This is a genomic window from Desulfobulbus sp. (genome assembly GCF_030824455.1).
Lineage (GTDB): Bacteria > Desulfobacterota > Desulfobulbia > Desulfobulbales > Desulfobulbaceae > Desulfobulbus.
Genome location: NZ_JAVBXR010000095.1, coordinates 26,808 through 47,106, shown reverse-complemented (window position 1 = coordinate 47,106; position 20,299 = coordinate 26,808). Strand labels below are relative to the sequence as shown.

Sequence of the window (20,299 nt, the reverse complement as noted above, 5' to 3'; positions counted from 1 at the left end):
TTACCGTCGCTGCGCTTTTACCATAAGCGCTGTTGACTTTCAAAGAAAACGGGCAATTCGCTTGACAGGAAGCGGCAAGAAATATTAAATTTCGGTAATTTCTATATTTTCCATTAACCTGTGACTACCTCCGCCATGCGCCGACACCTTTATGTTCTTTTTCTGCTCCTGCTTTGCATCGCGTTTCCCCTCCAGCCGGCTATGGACGCGCTGGGGGCGCAACAGCCTGCCGTTGCGAAAAAAACCGTAACAACAACTCAAAAAACGACCGTTAAGAAGCCCGCCCCCGCCACAACAGCCAAGACGCCTGCCAAGGTAGCCGCGCCAACAAAGGCTGCGCAGAAAAATCCTCCCAAAAATCAGGCCGCCAAGGCGCCGCAATCGGCTAAGCAACCGACAGTCGCCGCCAAACAGGTTGGCAAAAAATCGCAACCCGTTGCCTCATCGCGCACCGCAGTCGTCACCAAAAAGACCACGGTCGTTAAGCGGACCACCGCCGCGCCGACCGTCGCCCGTAAAAAAGCCTCGGCCCGACGTCCGACGCTGACGCGAAAAAAACCGCGCGCCACAGCAACGGCGGCGCCGGCCTATGTGGACGAGGCGGGCTTGCCCGACATTGCCAAGCAGATCAGTTCCCGGAGCGTGATGGTGATGGACGCGGGCACCGGGGGCGTCATCTTTGCCAAAGCGCCCGACAGCCCCCGCCAACCGGCCTCCACCATCAAGATCGTCACCGCTATGATCGCCCTGAAATCGCTGAGCAACAACGACGTTATTAACGTCAGCCGTCACGCCGCCGACATGCCGAGTTCCAAAATTTTCCTGGACACCGGCAAAAGCTACCTGGCCAACGATCTGATTAATGCCGTGCTGCTGGCCTCGGCCAACGACGCCTCCGTGGCCCTTGCGGAGCGCATAGCCGGCAGCGAGGCAAAATTTGCCAACCTTATGACCCTCAGCGCCAAAATGTGGGGGGCGCAAAACACGGTCTGCCGCACAGCCAACGGTCTCACCGCAGACGGCCAGCAATCAACGGCGCGGGATCTGGCCAACCTGTTCCGGTACGCCATGCAGCACGATGAGTTCGCCCGCCGGATGCGGGAACGCGCCATCTCCACCTCCTACGGCAAGGTTCTGCGCAATCACAACAAGGCGCTCTGGCGCCTCGACGGCGCGGTCGGCGGCAAAACCGGCTACACCGTTGCCGCCCGCCAGACCTACGTGGGGCAGTTTACCCGCGACGGACAAACCATTGTCGTCGCCATCATGGGCAGCGAATCCATGTGGGCCGATCTGGAGAAACTGGTCAACTACGGCTTTAAGAAACAAAAAGAGGAACAGGTGGCGCTCGCCGCGCCTCACATCCCGGAAAGCGATCCGCTGCGGATCAACTGACCGCCGCTTCCCGCCGCGCATAAAAAAAGGGCCTGCAAATTTTGCAGGCCCTTTTTTTATTTCTTCTGGTGAACAACAGGGGTTCTACTCTGGCGCGGTTTGCTTCCTGACCAGATCAAGCAATACATCCCTTTTAAAGGGCTTCTCCAGGGTGGCGATGTCGCCGAGATATCCGGCCATGGTCAGGTATCGCTCGGCCTTGATGGCTCCGCCGCCGGAAATGGCGAGAATGCGCAGATCAGGATAGTCGCGGACCAGTTCCATGATGAATTTGAGCCCGTCCTTCACCGGCATAATCATGTCGGTGATGACCAGATCAAAAGCGTAACGGCCCACCAGCGCCAGCCCCTCTTCGCCGTTTTCGGCGGTATGCACCGTATACCCTTCCTGCTCCAGCATCTGGGTCAGCATGGTGCGTATCTGCGCCTCGTCGTCAACCACCAGTATTCGCTTCAAGGAATGTCCGCTCCCCGTGTCATGAAGGCATCTTGCAATAGATTTGCCATCCTACAAGGTACCCCCCTGTCATTCAACAGCTTTTTGTCGGGACCTTTTATTTTTCCTTGCGGCATAACCGACCGAAACCGCCGGGAATGGTGCCAGAGGACCAAAAGGCACGCCCCTGCTTGTAATCGACGAACCACTGACCACCCGGCTTCCTGACCGCATCAACAAAAACAAACGGCTGCTCGCCGGAGAAACACCGATGCAAATACTGATTGTTCGCCAATTTTTCCCGTTCCAGCAAGCTCAGCGCCTCAGCCATGGAAGGCAGGCGCCAGTCGTTGTAGCCGGCAAATCCCTCTGCATTGATGCGCCCCACCTCCCGCCGCATGGAACGATGACTCATGATGTCGACGCCGCCGCGCTGCCACATGAGACCCGTGGCCAGATCGGTGACGGTCAGACCGTCGCCGTTGTCGACCATTGATTTGGGAAAGTCGCCGTTGGGGTTGCGTTCCTGATCGGCAAAATTATACCGGGCAACAAGGGCCGCGACGTCTTCCTCACTCATTTCAGCCGGCTCGCTCAGCAGCATTGTGGCGGTGACGGCCGAAACATCGGCCTCCCTGCCCGGAAGCCCCGAATCGCCGACCACAGCGGCGGCGGGAGTTTCCAGAGGGATAATTTTGGATTCGTCGTCGGTCTCCACCACATTGGCCAGCAGCCACTGCTTCAACTGCGCGTTGATGGGGTGGGTGCGCTCAAACAGGGCCACCTTGCCCTGCTCCTTGACGCATTGGCGGACCATCTCCGGCGGGGCCAGGATCTCCGCCACCACCCGGGCGTGCTTGATGCCGCGTTCCATCAGGCACAAGCGGGGCTCTTCATCCCAGGCGTCGATAAAAAAGTAGTAGACCCGCTCCTTCTTGCTGCGCACCCGCTCTCGGCCGCCCCAACTCTCATAGGTGCCGAAGGTGTATTCCGGAGTCATTTCCCAGTCAATAGCCGGCATGTCTGTGATTACCAATTTGTTAAACAAACCCATATCTACCTCCGCAACGGTTTGAAAAAGAGAGACCAGCCTGTATGATGCGTTTAACTGGAACTTAATTGCACTATAATGATAATGGTTACTATTTCAAGATGAAAAATGTATTCTCCACCCGCGTCGGCTCGCCGTTGCCGCTGGGCAGCAGCATTACCCCGCAAGGCGTTAATTTCGCCATTTTTTCCCGCCACGCCGAGGCCGTCTCGCTGGTGATCGCCGCCGATTCCGAACGACCGGGCTGGCAGGAGATCGCCCTGGCCCCTGCGATTCACAAGACCGGCGACGTCTGGCACATCCTGCTGTGCGACGCGCCGCTTGACCTGCGCTACGGTTATCGTCTCCAAGGTCCGCAGGCGCCCAACGACGCCGGCCACGCCTTTGACCCCGCCCGAATCCTGCTTGATCCCTATGCCAAGAAAATTCACAGCCCGGACTGGGGCAGGCCACGCTCCTGCCTCGGCGCCGAGCCCTGCTGCCTGTTGGATCGGCACGATTACGACTGGGAGGGAGATCGCCCGCTCAACATCCCCTTGCACGATTCCGTGATCTACGAGCTCCATGTGCGCGGCTTCACCCGACATCCCTCGTCTCAAGCGGCGCACCCCGGAACCTTTCGCGGACTGACCGAGAAGATCCGCTATCTCAAGCGGTTGGGGATCACGGCGGTGGAACTGATGCCGGTGACCGAGTTCAACGAAAACGAACCCACCTTTGTCAATCCGCAGAGCGGCGAGCGGTTGAAGAATTTCTGGGGTTATAGCCCGTTGTCGTTTTTTGCGCCCAAATGCGGCTACAGCAGCAATCTGGACGCGCCGCTGACGGAATTCCGCGACATGGTCAAGGCCCTGCATCAGGCCGGCATCGAGGTCATCCTCGACATCGTCTACAACCACACCGCCGAGGGCGGCGCCGATGGGCCGACCACCAGCTTCCGGGGCATCGACGCCTCCATTTACTACCTGCTTGATCCTTGGACCCGCGCCTACCTCAATTTTTCCGGCTGCGGCAACACCTGCAACTGCAACCATCCCATTGTCCGCAGCCTGATCATGGACGCCCTGCGCTGGTGGGTGGTCGACATGCACGTCGACGGCTTTCGCTTTGACCTGGCCTCCATCCTCGGCCGCGACGCCAACGGCCAGGTGCTGGCCAACCCGCCGGTGGTGGAGATGATCGCCGAAGATCCGGTGCTCAGCGCCACCAAAATCATTGCCGAGGCCTGGGACGCGGCCGGCTTGTATCAGGTGGGCAGCTTTTCGCCCCACCGCCGCTGGGCTGAATGGAACGGCCGGTTCCGCGACGACGTCCGCGCCTTTCTCTGCGGCCGCCCCGGCATGGTTCCGGCCCTGGCCACCCGGCTCGCCGGCAGCTCCGACCTGTACCAGGCCCATGGCCGCAGCCCGAACAACTCAATCAACTTCATCACCAGCCATGACGGTTTCACCCTGGCCGACCTGGTCAGCTACAATGCAAAGCACAACCTGAACAACGGCGAAGACAACCGGGACGGCGACAATCACAATCTCAGCTGGAACAGCGGCGCCGAAGGCCCGACCGCAGACAAAAAAATCCTGGCGCTGCGCTCCCGCCGCATCCGCACCATGGCCGTGATTCTCCTCCTGTCCCAGGGGACGCCAATGCTGGCCGCCGGCGACGAATTTGGCCGCAGCCAGGGGGGCAACAACAACGCCTGGTGCCAGGACAACGACGTCAACTGGCTGGATTGGACCCTGGCGAAAAAAAACCGGCTGCAGCTCCGTTTTTTTCGCAAACTGATCCATCTACGCAAGGCGCACCCCATCTTCCGGCGCGTCGATTTTTTCCAAATCGACAACCCGCCGGAAACGCACGCCCATGGCCTGGAAATACTCTGGCAGGGGCTGCAGCCGGGACAACAGGATTGGTCTCATGAATGCCGAACCCTGGCCTTGCTCCTCAACGGCGCCGCCCTTGCGCCGGAGGACAACGATTTTTTCATCATGCTCAACGGCCATCCCGCGGATACGGCCCTGTTCACCGTGCCGCCGCCCACCCGCAACCGAACCTGGAAGCAGATTGTCGACACCGGCCGCGCCGGCCCTTTCGACTTCGTTGACCAGCAACGGGGTGATGCGGTAGAGTGCGGCCAAACCGTTTCCGTCTCCAGTATGGGCTGCGTTGTTCTGCAGTCGCAACCAATGAGGTGCGCTGATGATTAAATTATTGATGCTGGGCGATTCCCTGGTTGAATGGGGCGACTGGGCCAAGCACTTGCCCGGTGTTGCCGTGATCAATCGAGGTGTTGCCGGTGAAATGACCGAGGAACTCTCCGACCGCTTGATGGACGAAATCGACGCCTGCCCCGACCCGGACGCGGTGCTGATCCAGTCCGGCACCAACAACCTGCTCTTTGGCTACATGTTTTTCCCGGCCATCATCACCTCCATGCTGCAGCGGTTGCGCCTCTGTTATCCGCACAGCCCCCTGATCGTCAACTCGCTGATGCCCATGCCGATTGTGGCCGCCCACGACCTCGAGCAGGTCAACCGGGAACTGGCGCAGGCCGCAGCTACGGTGGACGGGGGCGTCTTCCTCGACGCGGTCGGTCCCTTTGCCGAGCAATGCCTGCCCATCACCCAGCCCGGCTTTCTCAACGACCATGTGCATCTGAGCACCCGTGGGTATCAGGTCTGGGCCGGCGAGATCGACCGGAACCTGCGCCGGCTTTTCCCCGATGCGGCTCAATCTTGACAGAGACACCTCCCATTCTTATTACAATCCCTTGACGTAGAGCAGCACCGCCGCCGTGCATGCCGCCTGCGGTCGACGCCTCTTCATCCTGTCACTCTTGCTGGAGATTTATCCATGTTTTCATTGAAAAAAGTTCTCAGCCGCACCGCTCTGTCCCTGTGCCTGATCGCCCCAACGCTGGCCCTTGCCGAAGAAAAACCAGCCGCGCCGCCGGCGCCGGCCGCAGCCAACGCCTCCCTTGACGGCGTCGCCCTGCAGGGCAAAATCGTCGAAACCATGAACAGCAGCGGCTACACCTATCTGCTGCTCGACGCCGCCCAGGGACAAATCTGGGTCGCCATTCCAGAAACCAAGATTGCAGCCGGACAGGTCGTGACCTGCGCGCCGGGCATGACCATGAAAGATTTCACCTCCAAAACCCTGAACCGCACCTTTGCCGCCATTGTCTTTTCTCCTGGCCTGGACGCAGGCGCGCCAACAGCAGCCAGCCCAGCCGCTCCTCCCGCAGACAAGCCGGCCGAACCGGGCAAAACGGGAGCCGGCTTTGACGCCGCCCTGCAGGCCGAGAGCAGCGGCAAGGCCGCGCCAGGGGACGCCGCCGAAATGACGGGCCCTTCGACCGGCAGCGCAGGCGCGGTGGTGCCCTCCTCGTCCGACGTCAACGTCAACAAGGCCGTCGGCGAAAACAGTTATTCGGTGGGCGAATGCTTTGAGCAGGGCAAGGAGTTGAACGGCAAAACCGTCCGCGTGCGGGGCAAGGTGATGAAGATCTCCCGGATGATCATGGGCAAGAACTGGCTGCACCTCCAGGACGGCACCGGCAATCCACTCAAAAACGAGCATGATCTGGTGGCCACGACCACGGAAGATCCCGGCGAAGGCGCGGTGGTAACGGTTGAAGGCAAACTGAGCGCGGAACGTGATTTTGGCGCCGGCTACAAGTATGTGGTCATCGTCGAAGACGCCAAGGTTGAGAAATAACCGCATCCTCAGTCTATGAAAATCGCCAAGATCCGCCCCGCCGAAATCGGCTTTGATTTCGACGGGGTGATTGCCGACACCGTTGAGGCCTTTATCCGCATCGCCTGCGAACAGTACGGCCACTGCGGCATCCGCCCCGAGGACATCACCGACTTTTCCGTGGAGCAGTGCCTGGACATGGACGCAGGCCTTGCCGAGTCTATTTTTCTCCAGATCCTCCACGACTCGGTGGGCACGGGTCTCTTGCCCATGCCCGGCGCGGTTGCGGTGCTCGACGACCTGACCGGCCACGGCCAGGTCACCATAGTCACTGCCCGACCGGACGCGGAACCGGTGCACCACTGGTTGCACACCGTTTTTCCGGCCCAGGCCAGGCGCCGAATTCGGGTGGTGGCCATGGGCGATCACGACGACAAGGCCCGCCACATCAAGGACCTTGGCCTTTCAACCTTTGTCGACGACCGGGCCGAAACCTGCCTGCAACTGCGGCAGGCCGGCATCCGCTCGATTGTCTTTGCCCAGCCCTGGAACCAGGGGCGGCACGATCTGCCCACGGTGCGCAGCTGGGACGACATCCGCGCCCTCTGCCTGTAATCTCTCTTCCGGAGTTTCCCATGCAATGCCCTTCCTGCGGCGCGTCACTGAGCGTCTATCGCAACCCGGCCCCCACTGTGGACATCATCATTGAAACCGAAGGCGGCATTGTGCTGATTGAACGCAAAAATCCGCCTTACGGATGGGCTTTGCCCGGCGGCTTTGTCGATTACGGCGAATCGTTTGAGGACGCGGCCAGACGGGAGGCCGCCGAGGAGACGGGGCTGACGGTTGAGCTGCAACGCCAGCTGCACACCTATTCAGACCCCAAACGGGACGCCCGTCAGCACACCGCCTCGACCGTGTTCATCGCCACGGCCAGCGGCCGCCCGGAGGCTGCGGACGACGCCCAACACGCGGACGTCTTTTTTCAAGACAACCTGCCCAAACTGGCCTTTGACCACGAACGCATTGTAGGGGATTATTTCGATTTCAAACAAACCGGCAAGTTGCCGGGGCTGTAACGGGCGGGAGAACCGGCTACCGACGCTCGGCGTCTTCCACCTGCAGGGTTCCCAGCTTAAGGGAGGGGGAGGGAGGAGCCGGAACATTCTCGGGCTCAGCGAGCGGAACGACCGGCTCCGCTGCCTGTTGCAGCGGCTGAACTTGCTGCAATTGCTGCGGTTGCTCAACAGCAGGGGGGGGAAGGTCCAGCGGCCGGATAGTGATCGTCTGCGCCGCCGGAGGGGGAGTAGTGGATTGGGGCGCCGAGGCGTGCATGCCGACGCGCCAGACCAGCAGCGCGAGCAGCGCCAGAATCCCCAGCAGCGAAACGGCCAACCAGACAAGCCTTCCAGGTTGCTGTTGCTTTGGGGGAGCCTGCGGCGAGTCGTCAACCGTCGACGCCTGCGCCTGAACATCGACACGAGGGGTCGGCTCCAGATCCGGCCGCTCCAACGGCCCCGTTTTGCCGGCGATCCGGGCAACAAGAGCCTCGGCGCCTTCCAGGGCGCGTTGTTCCTCCGCCACCCCCGGCACATCAATGGCAATCGCGGCGATCTCGCCGTACACCGCCGCCGCCTGCTCCCTGCGCCCGTCGGCAACCAGCGCCTGGGCCTGACGCCGCAACTGCTCGACCTGGGTCAACAGCCCGGTCAGCTCTCGCTCCAACGCCTTTTTTTCACTTGCGCCGATCTCCCCCACCAACTGCCGACAGAGAAACCGCGCCTCAAAGAGGCGTTTTTCCTGCATCCGGGCGCGGATCAGGGACACGGGATCGTCCAGGGCAAACAGGGGGTCGGGTGTACGGGTCGGCATCGGCGCGCAAGCTCAGAAGAGGGTCTTCAACACCGCATAGACAACGAGCCCCGCACCTGCGGAGCCGTAGAGCAGCAGTCAGGGGAGACAATCGCCCCCTGACCGCCTGACAATCACTGCAAAGACGGCAACACCGGTCAAAATCGCCGCAACAACCATGAGCAATTCTTTCATGCCGCCTCCCTGGGAATAAAAAATCTAGCCGCGAATCTTGGCGTCCTTCTTCTTGCGCAAGCGGATGGCTTTAGGGGTGATCTCCACCAACTCGTCGTCGTTAATGTAGGCAATGCACTCCTCAAGGCTCATGTCAACCGGCGGGGTGAGAATAACCGCCTCATCCGAGCCCGAGGCGCGCATGTTGGTCAGTTTCTTGCCTTTGGCCGGATTGACGATCAGGTCGGCCGGACGACAATGTTCGCCAATGATCATCCCTGGATAGGTGTCGATTCCCGGTCCGAGAAAGAGCCGGCCGCGGTCCTGCAGGTTGAACAGGGCATAGGCCACGGTGGTGCTCGGCTCTTTGACGATCATCACCCCGTTGACCCGATTCTGGATTTCGCCGGCATAGGGACCCCACTCGGCAAAGATGTAATTCATCACGCCCATGCCGCGGGTGTCGGTCATGAAGGTGGAACGATATCCGAGCAGGCCGCGGGTGGGCACCTTGAATTTCATCCGGGTCATGGATTTTTCCACCTGCATGTCCTCGAGCACGCCCTTCAACTTGCCCAGCTTTTCGATCACCACGCCCTGATACTGCTCGTCCACGTCCACCGACAACTCCTCGTAGGGTTCCAGGGTCTTGCCGTCGACCTCGCGCATGATCACCTGGGGCCGGGTGACCTGGAACTCGTAATCCTCGCGCCGCATTTTCTCAATCAGAATGGAGAGATGCAGCTCGCCGCGCCCGGAGACCCGGTAGCCGACCGCGTCGGTCAGCGGTTCGACCTGCAGCGCCACGTCAGCCAGCGTCTCCCGAGAGAGCCGCTCTTCCAGATGGCGGGAGGTGACGAACTTGCCGTCCTGACCGGCAAAGGGCGAGTCGTTGGGGATGAAGTTCATCGAAATGGTGGGCGGATCAATCACGATCAGCGGCAGGGGCTGGGGATTGACCGGATCGGTGAAGGTGACGCCCACGGTGACGTCGTCCATGCCGGCCAGGGCGACAATGTCGCCGACCGAAGCGCTTTCCACCGGCACCTTCTGGTCGCCGCAGTAGCCAAAGATTTTATTGATCCGCACCGGGCCGATCGATCCGTCGAGCCGGGCCACAGCCAGCGGCGTGCGCAGATTGAGGCTGCCGTTGACGATCTTGCCGATGCCCAAGCGGCCCAAATAGGGCGAGTAATCAATGGTGTTGACCTGCAGCTGCAGCGGCGCGTTGGGATCGCCCGCCGGCGGCGGCACGTGTTTGACGATCATGTCGGAGACCGCGTGCATGCCGGTGAGCGGCGTGACCTCGGCGTCCGGGGTGGTGACGGCAAATCCGGCCTTGGCCGAGGCGTAGACCACCGGGAAATCGAGAATGTCGTCCGGGGCGTCGAGGCGGTCCAGCAGTCCGAACACCTGATCCACCGCCCAGTCGCAGCGCGCCGCAGGCTTGTCGATCTTGTTGATCACCACCAGAATCGGCAGGCCGGCCGCCAGGGCTTTCTTGACCACGAAAAAGGTCTGCGGCATCGGGCCTTCCTGGGCGTCGACCAGCAGCACCGCGCCGTCGGCCATGCGCAGCACCCGCTCGACCTGACCGCCGAAATCGGCGTGACCAGGGGTGTCGATGATGTTGATCTGATAGTCGCCGTGAATATAGGAGCCGTTTTTCGAGGCAATAGTGATGCCGCGCTCACGTTCCAGGTCCATGGAATCCATCAATCGTTCCGCCACCTGCTGATTGTCGCGGAACATGCCGCTCTGACGGAACAATTGATCGACAAGCGTGGTTTTGCCATGGTCAACGTGGGCGATAATGGCGACGTTACGAATAAACTGCTGATCCATACTGCTCCCGCCCCGAAAAGGGGGCTTATGTATTTGTGTTGTAAAGAAATGACATCCCGGAAAACGCTCGGGAAAGAGGACGATTCGGGTAAGCGTCGGTGGAGCGGGCCTCGTTGGTCAAGCAACAGCCGCCCCCCTGCAGACAGAGATAAAAAACCAAAAAATATACAAGAAGAAGGACAAAAAGACAAGGAGATTGATAGCCCAGCCGCTCACCACGCCAAAAAAATTTGTCGGCGGGCGGCTGCCGAGCGCCGCAACACCGCGATGTTCTCGTCGACATAATCAATCACCCGCGCCCTCTTGCCCTCGGCGGGCCGCATGATCCGACCGACCACCTGCAACAGTCGCCCCTCGAACTTGATCGGCGTGGCCAGCACCAGGGTGCTCAGCCCGGGGCAGTCAAAGCCCTCGCCAATCAGCTGCAGGGTGGCGATCAACACCGCCACCCCGCCAGCCTGGACCTCAGCCACTATCGTCGACCGTTCCTCCGGGCCAGTCTGCCCGGTAAGGATGGAGGCCGCCGCGCCCTCGGCCGCAAGCAGGCTCGCCAGGGCGCGGCAATGCGCCACCCGGTCCGAGACCGCCAGGATCGTGCCCTGGTGCCCTTTCCGGATCAAGTTCAGGACATCAGTCACAATCAAACGATTGCGCCGCTCGCTGGCAGCCAGGGCCTTGATCAGCTTGGCATACTCGCCTTGGTATTCGTAGACAAAACCAGTGGGGCGCTGGTCCAGCTCCGGCCGAACCACCGCGCCGCTTGCCGCCAGCATCCGGCCGTCCACGCTGTGCACCCGCTCGCCCATATAGATGTGGATCAAGCGGGTCATGCCGTCTTCCCGGCGGAAGGCGGTGGCCGACAGGCCGAGCATGTAGCGGCCGTCAAAGGCCGCAACCACGTCGGTGAACAGGCTGGCCGGGACCCGATGGCACTCGTCGACCACGATCTGGCCAAAATGTTCGGGCAAGCGCTCGAGATTGTTTTTGGCCGTATTGACGATGGCCACGGTAAGCGGTCGGCGGTCGAACACCCCGTCGCCCGCCTGCCCGGCCTCGACGCTCAGAAACTGGCGAATACGCGCTTGCCACTGGTGCATCAGCTCCTTGGAGTGGACCAGAATCAGGGTCGGTTGCCGGCGACGGGCGACAACGGCAAGGGCCATCACCGTTTTGCCCGAACCGGTGCCGGCCTCCAGCACCCCGAAGGTGTGGGCCAGCACGGCGTCGACGGCCTGCTCCTGGTAGGGCCGCAACTCCCCTTCAAAGCGCAGATCCAGCTCCGCCAGGGTGCGTCGCTGGTCAACAATTTCCGGCGCCGCGCCGGTCTCGCGGCGGCACAAACGCACCGCCTGATTGCCAAATCCGCGCGGAAAAAAGAGGCTGTCGCCCTCTTGGCGATAAAAAAAGAGCTGCGGTTTGAGCTGCTTGCCGATCCAGCGGCCAAACTGCTTGGCCGCCTGGTACTTGGGATTGTCGATGGTCAGCTCGGCGCGGATGGCCGCCGACAGCGCAGAAGGGGCCCCGGTCAGACGGCATTCGCGATCCACCGTCAGCTGCGGCGCCTGATCAGCCAAGGTCACAACCTGAGCGCGCCCGCGCCGCGCAGGGCTTTTTCTTGTCGGTCGGCTTGACAGTCGGGGGAAAATAGAGCATTTTGATGTGTTTTCTTTTTCTTTTGGCCCGGAGCAACGCGGCCCGTGGTTCATAAGCGCCGCCTTTCCATTGTTCTTCATTCTCTTCAAGGCCTTGCCCGGTTGATCCGCATCATCGGGAAAACCGGCGGCATTGCAGACACTCTTTCGTATTTTACCGCCATGGTCAATAAAAAAACCTTTCACATCGGCCTGCTGCTGTTCGCCCTGTTCCTCTTGCCGCTCTCGGCGCTGGCCGCAGCCGGCGCGCAAGGCAAAAAAAACATTATCATCACCCTGCCGGCGGAAACCGTGCTGACCTCGCTGCAAAAAATGCTGCCGCTGGACATCCCCTCGCAAAGCCGCCAGTTGCAGGGCGACATCACCCTCGAATCCTTGGACCAGCTGGTCATCCACGACAACATCATCACCGTGCGCGGCGTGCTTTCCGGCCGCAACCTGGTGGTGACGACCCGTCTCGCCGGCCAGGACATCCAGCTCAAGGTCGGCGAGGTGCGCCTGCCCATGACCTGCGACCTGCATACCCGGTTCGATCCGGCCCAGCACAAGCTCTATGTGACGCCGCGTTTCGTCGACGCCGCCCAGAACGGCGACAACCAGGAGGACGCGCTCGCCCCCCTGCTCGGCGCCTTGGGCGGCCGGGAGTATCCGGTCGACCTTGACGCCTTGGAGATGATCAACATCAAGGTCGGCGCCAAATCGATTCCCATCGCCATGGAGCCGGTCAAGATCGCCGGCATCGACAACGCCCTGGTCTTCCACCTGCTGCCCCGAGTCGGCGCGCCCCGATAACGCCGTCACTTTGCCCGTCAACCCAAGAGGTCCGTCATGCCTGACAACTGTCTGTTCTGCAAAATCGTGCGCGGAGAAATACCGGCAAACAAGCTGTACGAGGACGACGACGTGCTCGCCTTCCGCGACATAGCTCCCCAGGCGCCGGTGCACTTTCTGGTGATCCCGAAAAAACATCTCAGCGGCCCCTCGGCGGTGACCGCGGAAGATGAACCAATGGTGGGAAAACTGCTGCGAGTGGGCAACGAAATCGCCCTAAAGGAAGGAACGCCACACTACCGGGTGGTGTTCAACAACGGGGCGCAGGCAGGCCAGACGGTGTTTCATTTGCACATGCACATCCTGGGCGGCCGCAACATGGCCTGGCCTCCAGGCTGAGCCCGACAACCGACCGCGTCCGGCGCGCTCTGGCTCAGGGCTTGCCGGACATTTCCTCCAAAATGGCGGAGAGGCTCCGGATCGAATAGGGTTTCTTCAGCATGCCCCGAAAGCCGTAATCCGCAGGCCGTTGCATCACCGGATCCTGCCCATTCCCGCTCGAAACCAGCATCAGGGCCGCAGGATCAAGGGCCAGAATTTCCCTGGCCGTCTCCTCGCCCCCCATGCCGCCGGTCACCTGAAGATCGGCGATGACAAGGTCATACCCCTTCCCGGCGGCAAGCGCCTGGGCATACAGAGCTACAGCCTCCTCGCCGGTGGCGGCGAGATCGCAGGCGCATCCCAGATACTGGAGCATGCCGCCGACCACGTCCCGAATCACCTCTTCGTCGTCCATCACCAGAACCCGCGCCCGATCGAGCGTGCTTGCCGGCTCGCCCGCCGTCATCGCCGCCTGCAGGGTTTCGGCGACAGGCGCCTCGGCCAGCAGCAAGCCAACCAGCCCAGTCTGCAGGGCGGTCAACGCCTCGCCCGCCTCCGTCCCGCTTTCATTTTTGGCGTGCTGAAACAACGCCTGCGCCCACGCTCCCCAACCCGAGAGGCCGCACTGCAACAGCGTGCCCTTGAGGGTGTGCGCCGCCAGCCCCAGTTCCTGAAAATCTCCCACTGCAAGCGAACGCTCGCAGGTTGCCAGCAACCCGGTCACGCTCCGGCGCGAGGTGACGAACAGCCGTTCGACCTGCTCCGGGGTAAAGGCGCCCGCCGCCTGGAAAAAATCGCGGATCTGATCCACCGTGGCCGGCTCGGGGACGTCCTCCTCTCCTCCATCTACGCCGCGCGGCCGCTCGTCGACGGCGTGCCAGGCGCCCGCGGTCAATCCGTTGATCGACACCAGGGCGGCAAACAGCTGTTCCGGCTGGAAGGGTTTGGTCACATAGTCATCCATGCCGGCCTCAAGACACATCTCCTGATCGCCGCCCATGGCGTGGGCGGTCATGGCGATGATTGGCAGATGCCCCCCGGCCAAGCGTGCGGCCAGTCGTTCCCGCAGCTCGTCGTCAAGCGCCTGGGGCAACGGATCGCCCTGCTCGACGGCGCGGATGATCCGGGTGGCGCTGAGCCCGTCCATGACCGGCATCTGCACGTCCATCAGCACCACGTCCACCTCTCCCGCCTCTGCCGCATCTGCCGCCGCCAAAGCGTGCAGCGCGGCGAGGCCGGTTGCTGCGGTGCGCACCCGATGATCCCGCTCCAACACCATGCGCGCCAGGTCGCGATTGACCTCGTTGTCGTCCACCACCAGGATGCGGAGCCCTGAAAGCCGCTGCGCCGACGTCTCGCGGGCGGCCGGGAGCGCCAAAACCGTTTCGCCCACCTCCAAACAGAGCATGAAATGAAAGTCGCTGCCTTGGCCTGGCGTGCTTTCCACCCACATCCGACCGCCCATCATCTCGGCCAGTTGCCGGCTGATCGCCAATCCCAGGCCGGTGCCGCCGTATTTGCGCACATACGATCCGTCCGCCTGCTCAAAGGTGTTGAAAATGCGCTCCTGCTTGTCGGGTTCAATGCCAATGCCCGTGTCGCTGACGCTGCAGTGGAGCATGCAGCCGTCCATGGGCGCGCCTTCGGGTTCTCGGTCGATCCTGATGGTCACCGAGCCGGTTTCGGTAAATTTGACCGCGTTGCCCACCAGATTGAAAAATATCTGCCGCAGGCGTAAATCGTCGCCGATCAGCACGGCCGGCAACGCCGCGTTTTCAACGTATTCGAGCCGCAAACCCTTTTCTGCGGCCGGCGCCTGCATGGTGGACAGCACGCTTTCCATCAGTTGCCGCAGTGCAAAGGGCTTTTTGCTGAGCAACAGTTGCCCGGCCTCGATTTTGGAGAAATCGAGGATGTCGTTGAGAATGCCGAGCAGGCTATCCGCCGCGTTTCTGACGGTCTGGAGCAACGTATGCTGTTGGGCGTCCAATGGATTGTCGAGCGCCAACCGGGTCATGCCAATGATTGCATTCATCGGCGTCCGAATCTCATGGCTCATGTTGGCCAGGAACAGACTTTTTGCCTGATTGGCCGCCTCGGCCGCTTCCTTCGCCGCCAGCAAATCGTGGGTCCGCGTCTCCACCTGTTCTTCGAGATACTGGTCGCGCTCCTGAATCTGCGCGATCATCGCGTTAAACCCGTTGGCAAGCCGCCCCAGCTCGTCCTTGCTGCGGATGGGCGAACGAACCGTATAGTCCTTCTCGCGCGAAATCACGTCCATAATCCGGGAAAGGGCGCTGATCGGTTCTACAATCACACTCAGCAAACGGCGGGAAAAGAGCGTGGCCATGCCAAGCCCCACTAGCAGCATGCCGAGCATCAACCCCGCCAGCAGCGTCAGGTTGCGGTTGAGGTCGCGCAGGCTGACCAGCAAAAACACGGCCCCTATCGTTTCCTCGCCCAAGACGACCGGCTGGAGGATCTCGGCATGTTGCCCGTGAAAACGAAAATCGCCCGCAACCAGCCCCGCCGACGTTTGCCTCTGATAACCGACATGCACCGACTGCTCACGCTCATATTCGGCCAACAACTCCCCCTTGGCGTTCAAGACCCACCCGACCATGACGTTGGGTTTGGCCGAGAGCGATTGCAGGATGTGCTTGAGGGCCTCCCGATCCTCAAAGGCAATGCCGGCGCTGCTGTTGTCCGCAATCACCATGGCCAGGGTGCGCACCTCGTCGGCAAGCTGCCGGCGGACCAGATACCATTGGCTGCCAAAGGAGGCCAGCATCACCAGCACCAGGGCGGTGGAGCAGGACAGCAGCACGATCACATGCAACTTGGAGCGGATCGGGAGTTGGAGAAACCACTTTTTCATAACTACAGCACTTCAACGGCCAGATTGAGCAGCGAGGCACTGATGTGCATCCCGCTGGCCCTGGCCTTGGTGTTATTGATGATAAAGGAAAGCCGTCCGTCCCGATCCTTGAATTCAAAGACGCCGCCGGCCTTGGCAAAACCTTCGATGTCGCTGACCGTGAGGATCGGCTGGCCGGCGATCGTTGAGAGAATACGCGCCAGATTGCCCTGTTCCGACTTGCCGACAAACAGCAACCGGCACTGGTCGATGCCGTCCGCAGCCGAGGCGGGATGGCGCAACAGAATCGTCTTGCCGCCGATCTCCTTGGACTCGATGCCGGCCAAGGCCGGACCAAAGGGGTCGTCGCCAAGCACGCAGAGGGCAAAGCGCGGCTCTGGAGCAGCGCTCTCCGGCCACGCGGCAAAGCGGGCGAAGTTGAGTAAAAAAGCGGCCTTCACCTTGTACTCAACCTCCCCTTGCTCCGCCCGAACAACGACGCCGCCAAGCACGAGCAACAGCGCCGCCAGCAAAACGGCCATGAAACGTTTACCGGGCATCACGGGGTGTACGCGCCCTCAAAACCGCCAGGTGATTTTGCCGTACACGCCGCGGTCTATTTCGGTGGCCGGGGTTGAGTACTCGGACAGGTATTGCAGTTGGCCGCTGTTGGTCAGGTTCTGACCGGCCAGCATCACCTCCAGCTGTTTGTTCGGGGTCCAGATCAGGTTGGCGTCCAACAGACAGTACGCGTCAATGGGCACGGGCTGACCAAGCAAATCGGAGCTGTTTCTTCCCGAAATTTGGTCGACATAGCGTCCCCACAGATTCAAGCGCCAATCCGGGGCCAGGAGGATGGACGAACGGAGCCCAAGTTGTTGCTGTGGCGCGGCGTCTTCCACCAGCGAACTGCCGGATTGGCTGCCGACCATCGGGTCGGTGGTCAAATCCAGTTGGAGATACGAATAGGTAAGGATAAACGAAAGCCATGAGCGCGCCTTCCAGTCGGCCGCCAGCTCAAATCCATAGCCGTGGCCGCTCTGGCCGTTGACGAATTCATAATCAACGTCCAGGCTTGGCGTCGGCGGCGGTTTGACCGTGTAAATTTCATCGTAGTCGTTGTAAAACAGGGCCAGATCAAAGGAAAGCGCATCCGTTGCCTGCCAGCGATACCCGGTTTCGTAGGCGTTGACGATTTCCGAGTCAAAGTCGGGATTGCCGACAAAGGAGACCGTGCCTTCCAATGGAGGTCCGGCGGGAACGTAGGGATTGGGGATTGAATATCTGGCCATGGTCAACCGGCCGTACTGTTCGACAATCGCCGGGGTGCGGACGGCCCGTGCCGCCGAGGCCCACAGGGAGTGGCGGTCCGCCGGCTTCCACAGCAGCTTGGCGCTGGGCTGCCATTCGCTGCCGGTGTAGTCGTTGTGTTCGTACTTGCTGCCCAGGGTCAGCCACAGCCTGTCGGCCAGGATATTGATCTCGTCCTGGAGAAAGGCGCTGTACAGCGAATCGCTCCGATCCGGCAAGGAGATTTGGAAGGTCCGGTCAAACGAACCCTGGACGGATCGATAACCGGTTCCCATGGTCAGGTTCTGTCGCTGCCCCAGTTTGGTTTCGTACTGCAGGTCCAAATCAAGGGTGTCGAACTGAAGTTTATAGATGGCTTCGTCGCGCTGGGCGTTGTCGTAATAGGCCTTGAAAGTCACGGCCTTCCCGTCGCCTAACTCCTGCCGCCAGCGGCCCAACAGGTTGGCGCCTTTGGCGTCGATCTCGTCGAACAGGGCGGCGGGCACGACCGACTCGGCCGTCCAATACGGAAACACCAACTGGTCGCCGTTGTTCTCGTACACGTCGCCCTGCAGGGTCCATTCCTGGCCGTTGCCCGGTTTGCCGTCCATGCGAAAACCGGTCTGCATCGGCTGCGAAGAATCGTCGGCGTCTCCGCCGGTCTGGTGGAGGGTGTTGCTCGCATGGTCGTCATAGGTCAGGTACACGCGGCCATAGGCGACGTCGCTGATCTTGCCGCCGTAGCGGGCGGCGCTGGAAGAGGTGTGCTGAGAGCCCACGCCGGCCCGGACCAATGCGCCCTGGGTGTCTTCGGCCTTCTTGGTGATAATGTTGATCGCGCCGTTGACCGCGTTGGCCCCCCACAGGGTGCCGCCCGAGCCGCGCACCACCTCGATCCGTTCGACGTCTTCGAGCATGACGTTTTGCGTGTCCCAGAACACGCCGCTGTGGGCTGGGGAATAGACCGAACGGCCGTCGATCAGCACCAGCAGCTTGTTGGAGGTGAGGCCGGCAAAACCCCGGGAAGAAACCGACCATTTCGAAGCGCTGATTTGGGCCACCTGCAGTCCCGGGGCCATGGCCAGGGCGTCGGGGACGGTGGTTACGCCGGAACGGCGAATATCCTCCTGGGTGATCACAAACACCGCCGCCGCCGCATCCGACAGGGGCTGGGCCTTCTTGGCCACCGAGGTGACGGTGACGTTCATCAGTTGGCCGATGTCCATGTCGAGGTATTCATTGTCTTCCGTCGCCCTCGCCATGTCGACGCCGACGACGCACAGCAGCGCCACTGCCGCCGCCATTTTATGATCGATCCAATCCATGATCACTCCACATCCCAAAAACCTGCCCGCCGGCGCGACGAATGCGACTGCCAATGGCCGGGCTTTGCAAAAAACATGCGCCATCCCCCTCAAAGCGGGTGACAGTAGCACAATTCAACAGTGAAACAAAACGGAAAGATGCGCGGCCTGGGCGACGGCAATCCCCCGATATTCACGCTTCCGCTTTGCAGGGGCGGCCCCGGTCAGGACGGCAGCATGCCGTAGAGATAATTGATCACGTCGGTGCGGGTGACGATGCCGATCACCTTTTCCCCCTGGACCACCGGCAGATGGCCGATGTTCTTCTGGACCATCAAATCCGCCGCCTCGCTGGCCAAGGCCTCGGGAGCGATGGTCGCCACCTTGCGGTTCATGAAGGCCTTGACCGGGCTGTTCCACTGCTTCTGCAGCCGCAGTTTTTTCAGATCCCACAGCACCACGATGCCGCGCAGGCAGTCATCCTCTTCCACCAGCACGCCGCGAATCTTTTCCTCTTCCATAATCCGTTGAATCTCGTGCATGGGCGTTTCCGGGGCAACGGTGGTCACCGGAAAGGACATCATGTCCGCCACCTGGGCGCCGCCGCGCTGGACCTCGTGCAGGGCGGCGATAATCTTCTGCCGGATTGCGCCTGAGGTCGTTTGGCTGTCGTTGATCGTGGCCGAACCGGCGCCCGGATGGCCGCCGCCGCCGAATCTCTGCAGAATGGTGTTGACGTTGATCTCCGGGGCGCTGCTGCGGCCGATGACAAAAAAACCGCCGCTCTCGTTGACGAAGATCACGAACACCGCGTCGGCGTTGACAATCTTGCCGTAGAGCTGCACCACCATGGCCAGCTCGACGTGCTTGTTGATCTGGACCACGCCGATGCCGACCCGCTTGCCCTTGATCTCATGTTGCTCGGCGTCGCGCATCAGGCGAAACAGCACCTTTTTCTGCACCTCGCCGTAGGCCATGTTGAGAAAATCGACCGCGATGTTCAAATCCGCGCCCTGCTCAAGGAGAAAGGCGGCGGCCCGCGCGTCCTCCGGGGTGGTGGAACTGAAGGTCAACTGGCCGGTGTCCTCGTAGAGCCCGAGCAAAAACAGGGTGGCCTGCAGGGGCGTCAGGGCGATGTTCTGCGCCTTGAGCTCGCGCGTCAACAGGGTGATGGTGGCCCCGATCTTTTCCACGCACTGCCAGTGGGGATTGATGTCGCCGATGCCCAGATGATGGTCCCAGAGCAGCAGTTCAACGTTGTCCCGATCCTTGAGCTGCTCCACCCGGTCAAGCCGGCGCCACTGGTTGGTGTCGGCCACGATCAGGCGGGTGACCTCCTCCAGCTTGACCTCGCTGGCCAGGATGATGTCAAACGAGGTTTTGTGGAGGGAAAGAAACCGGTGGACGTTGGGATTGACGTTTTTGGGGCAAACGGCAACGGTTCCGGGATAGAGCAGAGTGGCGGCGATGATCGAGGCCAGGCCGTCAAAATCGGTGTTGCGGTGGGTGGTGGCGATTTGCATGGATTCGGAGGCGTTGATGGGCAAGGGGTTGAGCGACGCAGATCGGGTCCGGGGCCGCGTGACGGTCAAAAAAA

17 protein-coding genes are annotated in these 20,299 nt (G+C 61.3%); 8 read left to right on the top strand and 9 right to left on the bottom strand.

The window, feature by feature from the left end:
- The first annotated feature begins 135 nt into the window (after positions 1-135).
- A complete protein-coding gene (locus RCH93_RS11540; protein ID WP_306548559.1) occupies positions 136-1,395 on the top strand; it encodes a D-alanyl-D-alanine carboxypeptidase family protein in 1,260 nt (419 codons plus the stop codon).
- Between the two features lie 84 nt (positions 1,396-1,479).
- Here RCH93_RS11540 and RCH93_RS11535 read toward each other — a convergent pair whose 3' ends face one another.
- Together RCH93_RS11535 and RCH93_RS11530 are read right to left on the bottom strand one after the other, a co-directional pair.
- Positions 1,480-1,851 carry a response regulator gene (locus tag RCH93_RS11535; RefSeq protein ID WP_306548558.1) on the bottom strand — a complete coding sequence of 124 codons (372 nt, stop codon included), beginning with the start codon at positions 1,849-1,851 and terminating at the stop codon, positions 1,480-1,482.
- A 97-nt stretch (positions 1,852-1,948) separates the two neighbouring features.
- The gene (locus RCH93_RS11530) at positions 1,949-2,884 is read right to left on the bottom strand and encodes a DUF1566 domain-containing protein (protein ID WP_306548557.1); all 936 of its coding nucleotides are present in this window, start codon (positions 2,882-2,884) and stop codon (positions 1,949-1,951) included.
- Between the two features lie 98 nt (positions 2,885-2,982).
- Between RCH93_RS11530 and glgX the strand changes: the two genes are divergently transcribed.
- The 5 genes from glgX (at position 2,983) to RCH93_RS11505 (ending at position 7,656) form a co-directional block, all read left to right on the top strand.
- Positions 2,983-5,085 carry a glycogen debranching protein GlgX gene (gene glgX, locus RCH93_RS11525; RefSeq protein WP_373693290.1) on the top strand — a complete coding sequence of 701 codons (2,103 nt, stop codon included), beginning with the start codon at positions 2,983-2,985 and terminating at the stop codon, positions 5,083-5,085.
- On the top strand, positions 5,078-5,617 hold the full coding sequence (locus RCH93_RS11520) for a GDSL-type esterase/lipase family protein (protein ID WP_306548555.1): 540 nt from the start codon (positions 5,078-5,080) through the stop codon (positions 5,615-5,617). Before glgX ends, RCH93_RS11520 begins: the two co-directional genes overlap by 8 nt.
- 114 nt (positions 5,618-5,731) lie before the next feature.
- Complete coding sequence (locus RCH93_RS11515) at positions 5,732-6,598, top strand: OB-fold nucleic acid binding domain-containing protein (protein WP_306548554.1); 867 nt, start codon at positions 5,732-5,734, stop codon at positions 6,596-6,598.
- Positions 6,599-6,613: 15 nt separating this feature from the next.
- Positions 6,614-7,192, top strand: a complete 579-nt coding sequence (locus RCH93_RS11510) for a hypothetical protein (RefSeq protein ID WP_306548553.1) — start codon at positions 6,614-6,616, stop codon at positions 7,190-7,192.
- 20 nt (positions 7,193-7,212) lie between these two features.
- Positions 7,213-7,656, top strand: coding sequence for an NUDIX hydrolase (locus tag RCH93_RS11505; protein ID WP_306548552.1), 444 nt, complete (start codon positions 7,213-7,215; stop codon positions 7,654-7,656).
- Positions 7,657-7,672: 16 nt separating this feature from the next.
- On the opposite strand, the gene RCH93_RS11500 is transcribed toward RCH93_RS11505, so the two are convergent.
- The 3 genes from RCH93_RS11500 to RCH93_RS11490 form a co-directional block, all read right to left on the bottom strand.
- Positions 7,673-8,449 carry a hypothetical protein gene (locus RCH93_RS11500; protein ID WP_306548551.1) on the bottom strand — a complete coding sequence of 259 codons (777 nt, stop codon included), beginning with the start codon at positions 8,447-8,449 and terminating at the stop codon, positions 7,673-7,675.
- 198 nt (positions 8,450-8,647) lie between these two features.
- Positions 8,648-10,447, bottom strand: coding sequence for a translational GTPase TypA (gene typA, locus RCH93_RS11495; RefSeq protein ID WP_306548550.1), 1,800 nt, complete (start codon positions 10,445-10,447; stop codon positions 8,648-8,650).
- A 212-nt stretch (positions 10,448-10,659) separates the two neighbouring features.
- Positions 10,660-12,021, bottom strand: a complete 1,362-nt coding sequence (locus tag RCH93_RS11490; protein ID WP_306548549.1) for a DEAD/DEAH box helicase — start codon at positions 12,019-12,021, stop codon at positions 10,660-10,662.
- A gap of 123 nt (positions 12,022-12,144) precedes the next feature.
- On the opposite strand from RCH93_RS11490, the gene RCH93_RS11485 reads away from it, so the two are divergent.
- Both RCH93_RS11485 and RCH93_RS11480 read left to right on the top strand, forming a co-directional pair.
- The gene (locus RCH93_RS11485) at positions 12,145-12,891 is read left to right on the top strand and encodes a hypothetical protein (RefSeq protein ID WP_306548548.1); all 747 of its coding nucleotides are present in this window, start codon (positions 12,145-12,147) and stop codon (positions 12,889-12,891) included.
- Between the two features lie 36 nt (positions 12,892-12,927).
- A complete protein-coding gene (locus RCH93_RS11480) occupies positions 12,928-13,269 on the top strand; it encodes a histidine triad nucleotide-binding protein (RefSeq protein WP_306548547.1) in 342 nt (113 codons plus the stop codon).
- Positions 13,270-13,303: 34 nt separating this feature from the next.
- On the opposite strand, the gene RCH93_RS11475 is transcribed toward RCH93_RS11480, so the two are convergent.
- From RCH93_RS11475 to RCH93_RS11460, 4 genes are all read right to left on the bottom strand, one after another.
- A complete protein-coding gene (locus RCH93_RS11475; protein WP_306548546.1) occupies positions 13,304-16,129 on the bottom strand; it encodes a response regulator in 2,826 nt (941 codons plus the stop codon).
- 2 nt (positions 16,130-16,131) lie between these two features.
- Positions 16,132-16,650, bottom strand: a complete 519-nt coding sequence (locus RCH93_RS11470) for a YfiR family protein (RefSeq protein ID WP_306548545.1) — start codon at positions 16,648-16,650, stop codon at positions 16,132-16,134.
- Between the two features lie 36 nt (positions 16,651-16,686).
- On the bottom strand, positions 16,687-18,723 hold the full coding sequence (locus tag RCH93_RS11465) for a TonB-dependent siderophore receptor (protein ID WP_306548544.1): 2,037 nt from the start codon (positions 18,721-18,723) through the stop codon (positions 16,687-16,689).
- A gap of 203 nt (positions 18,724-18,926) precedes the next feature.
- A complete protein-coding gene (locus RCH93_RS11460) occupies positions 18,927-20,249 on the bottom strand; it encodes a CBS domain-containing protein (RefSeq protein WP_306548543.1) in 1,323 nt (440 codons plus the stop codon).
- Positions 20,250-20,299 lie beyond the last annotated feature (50 nt).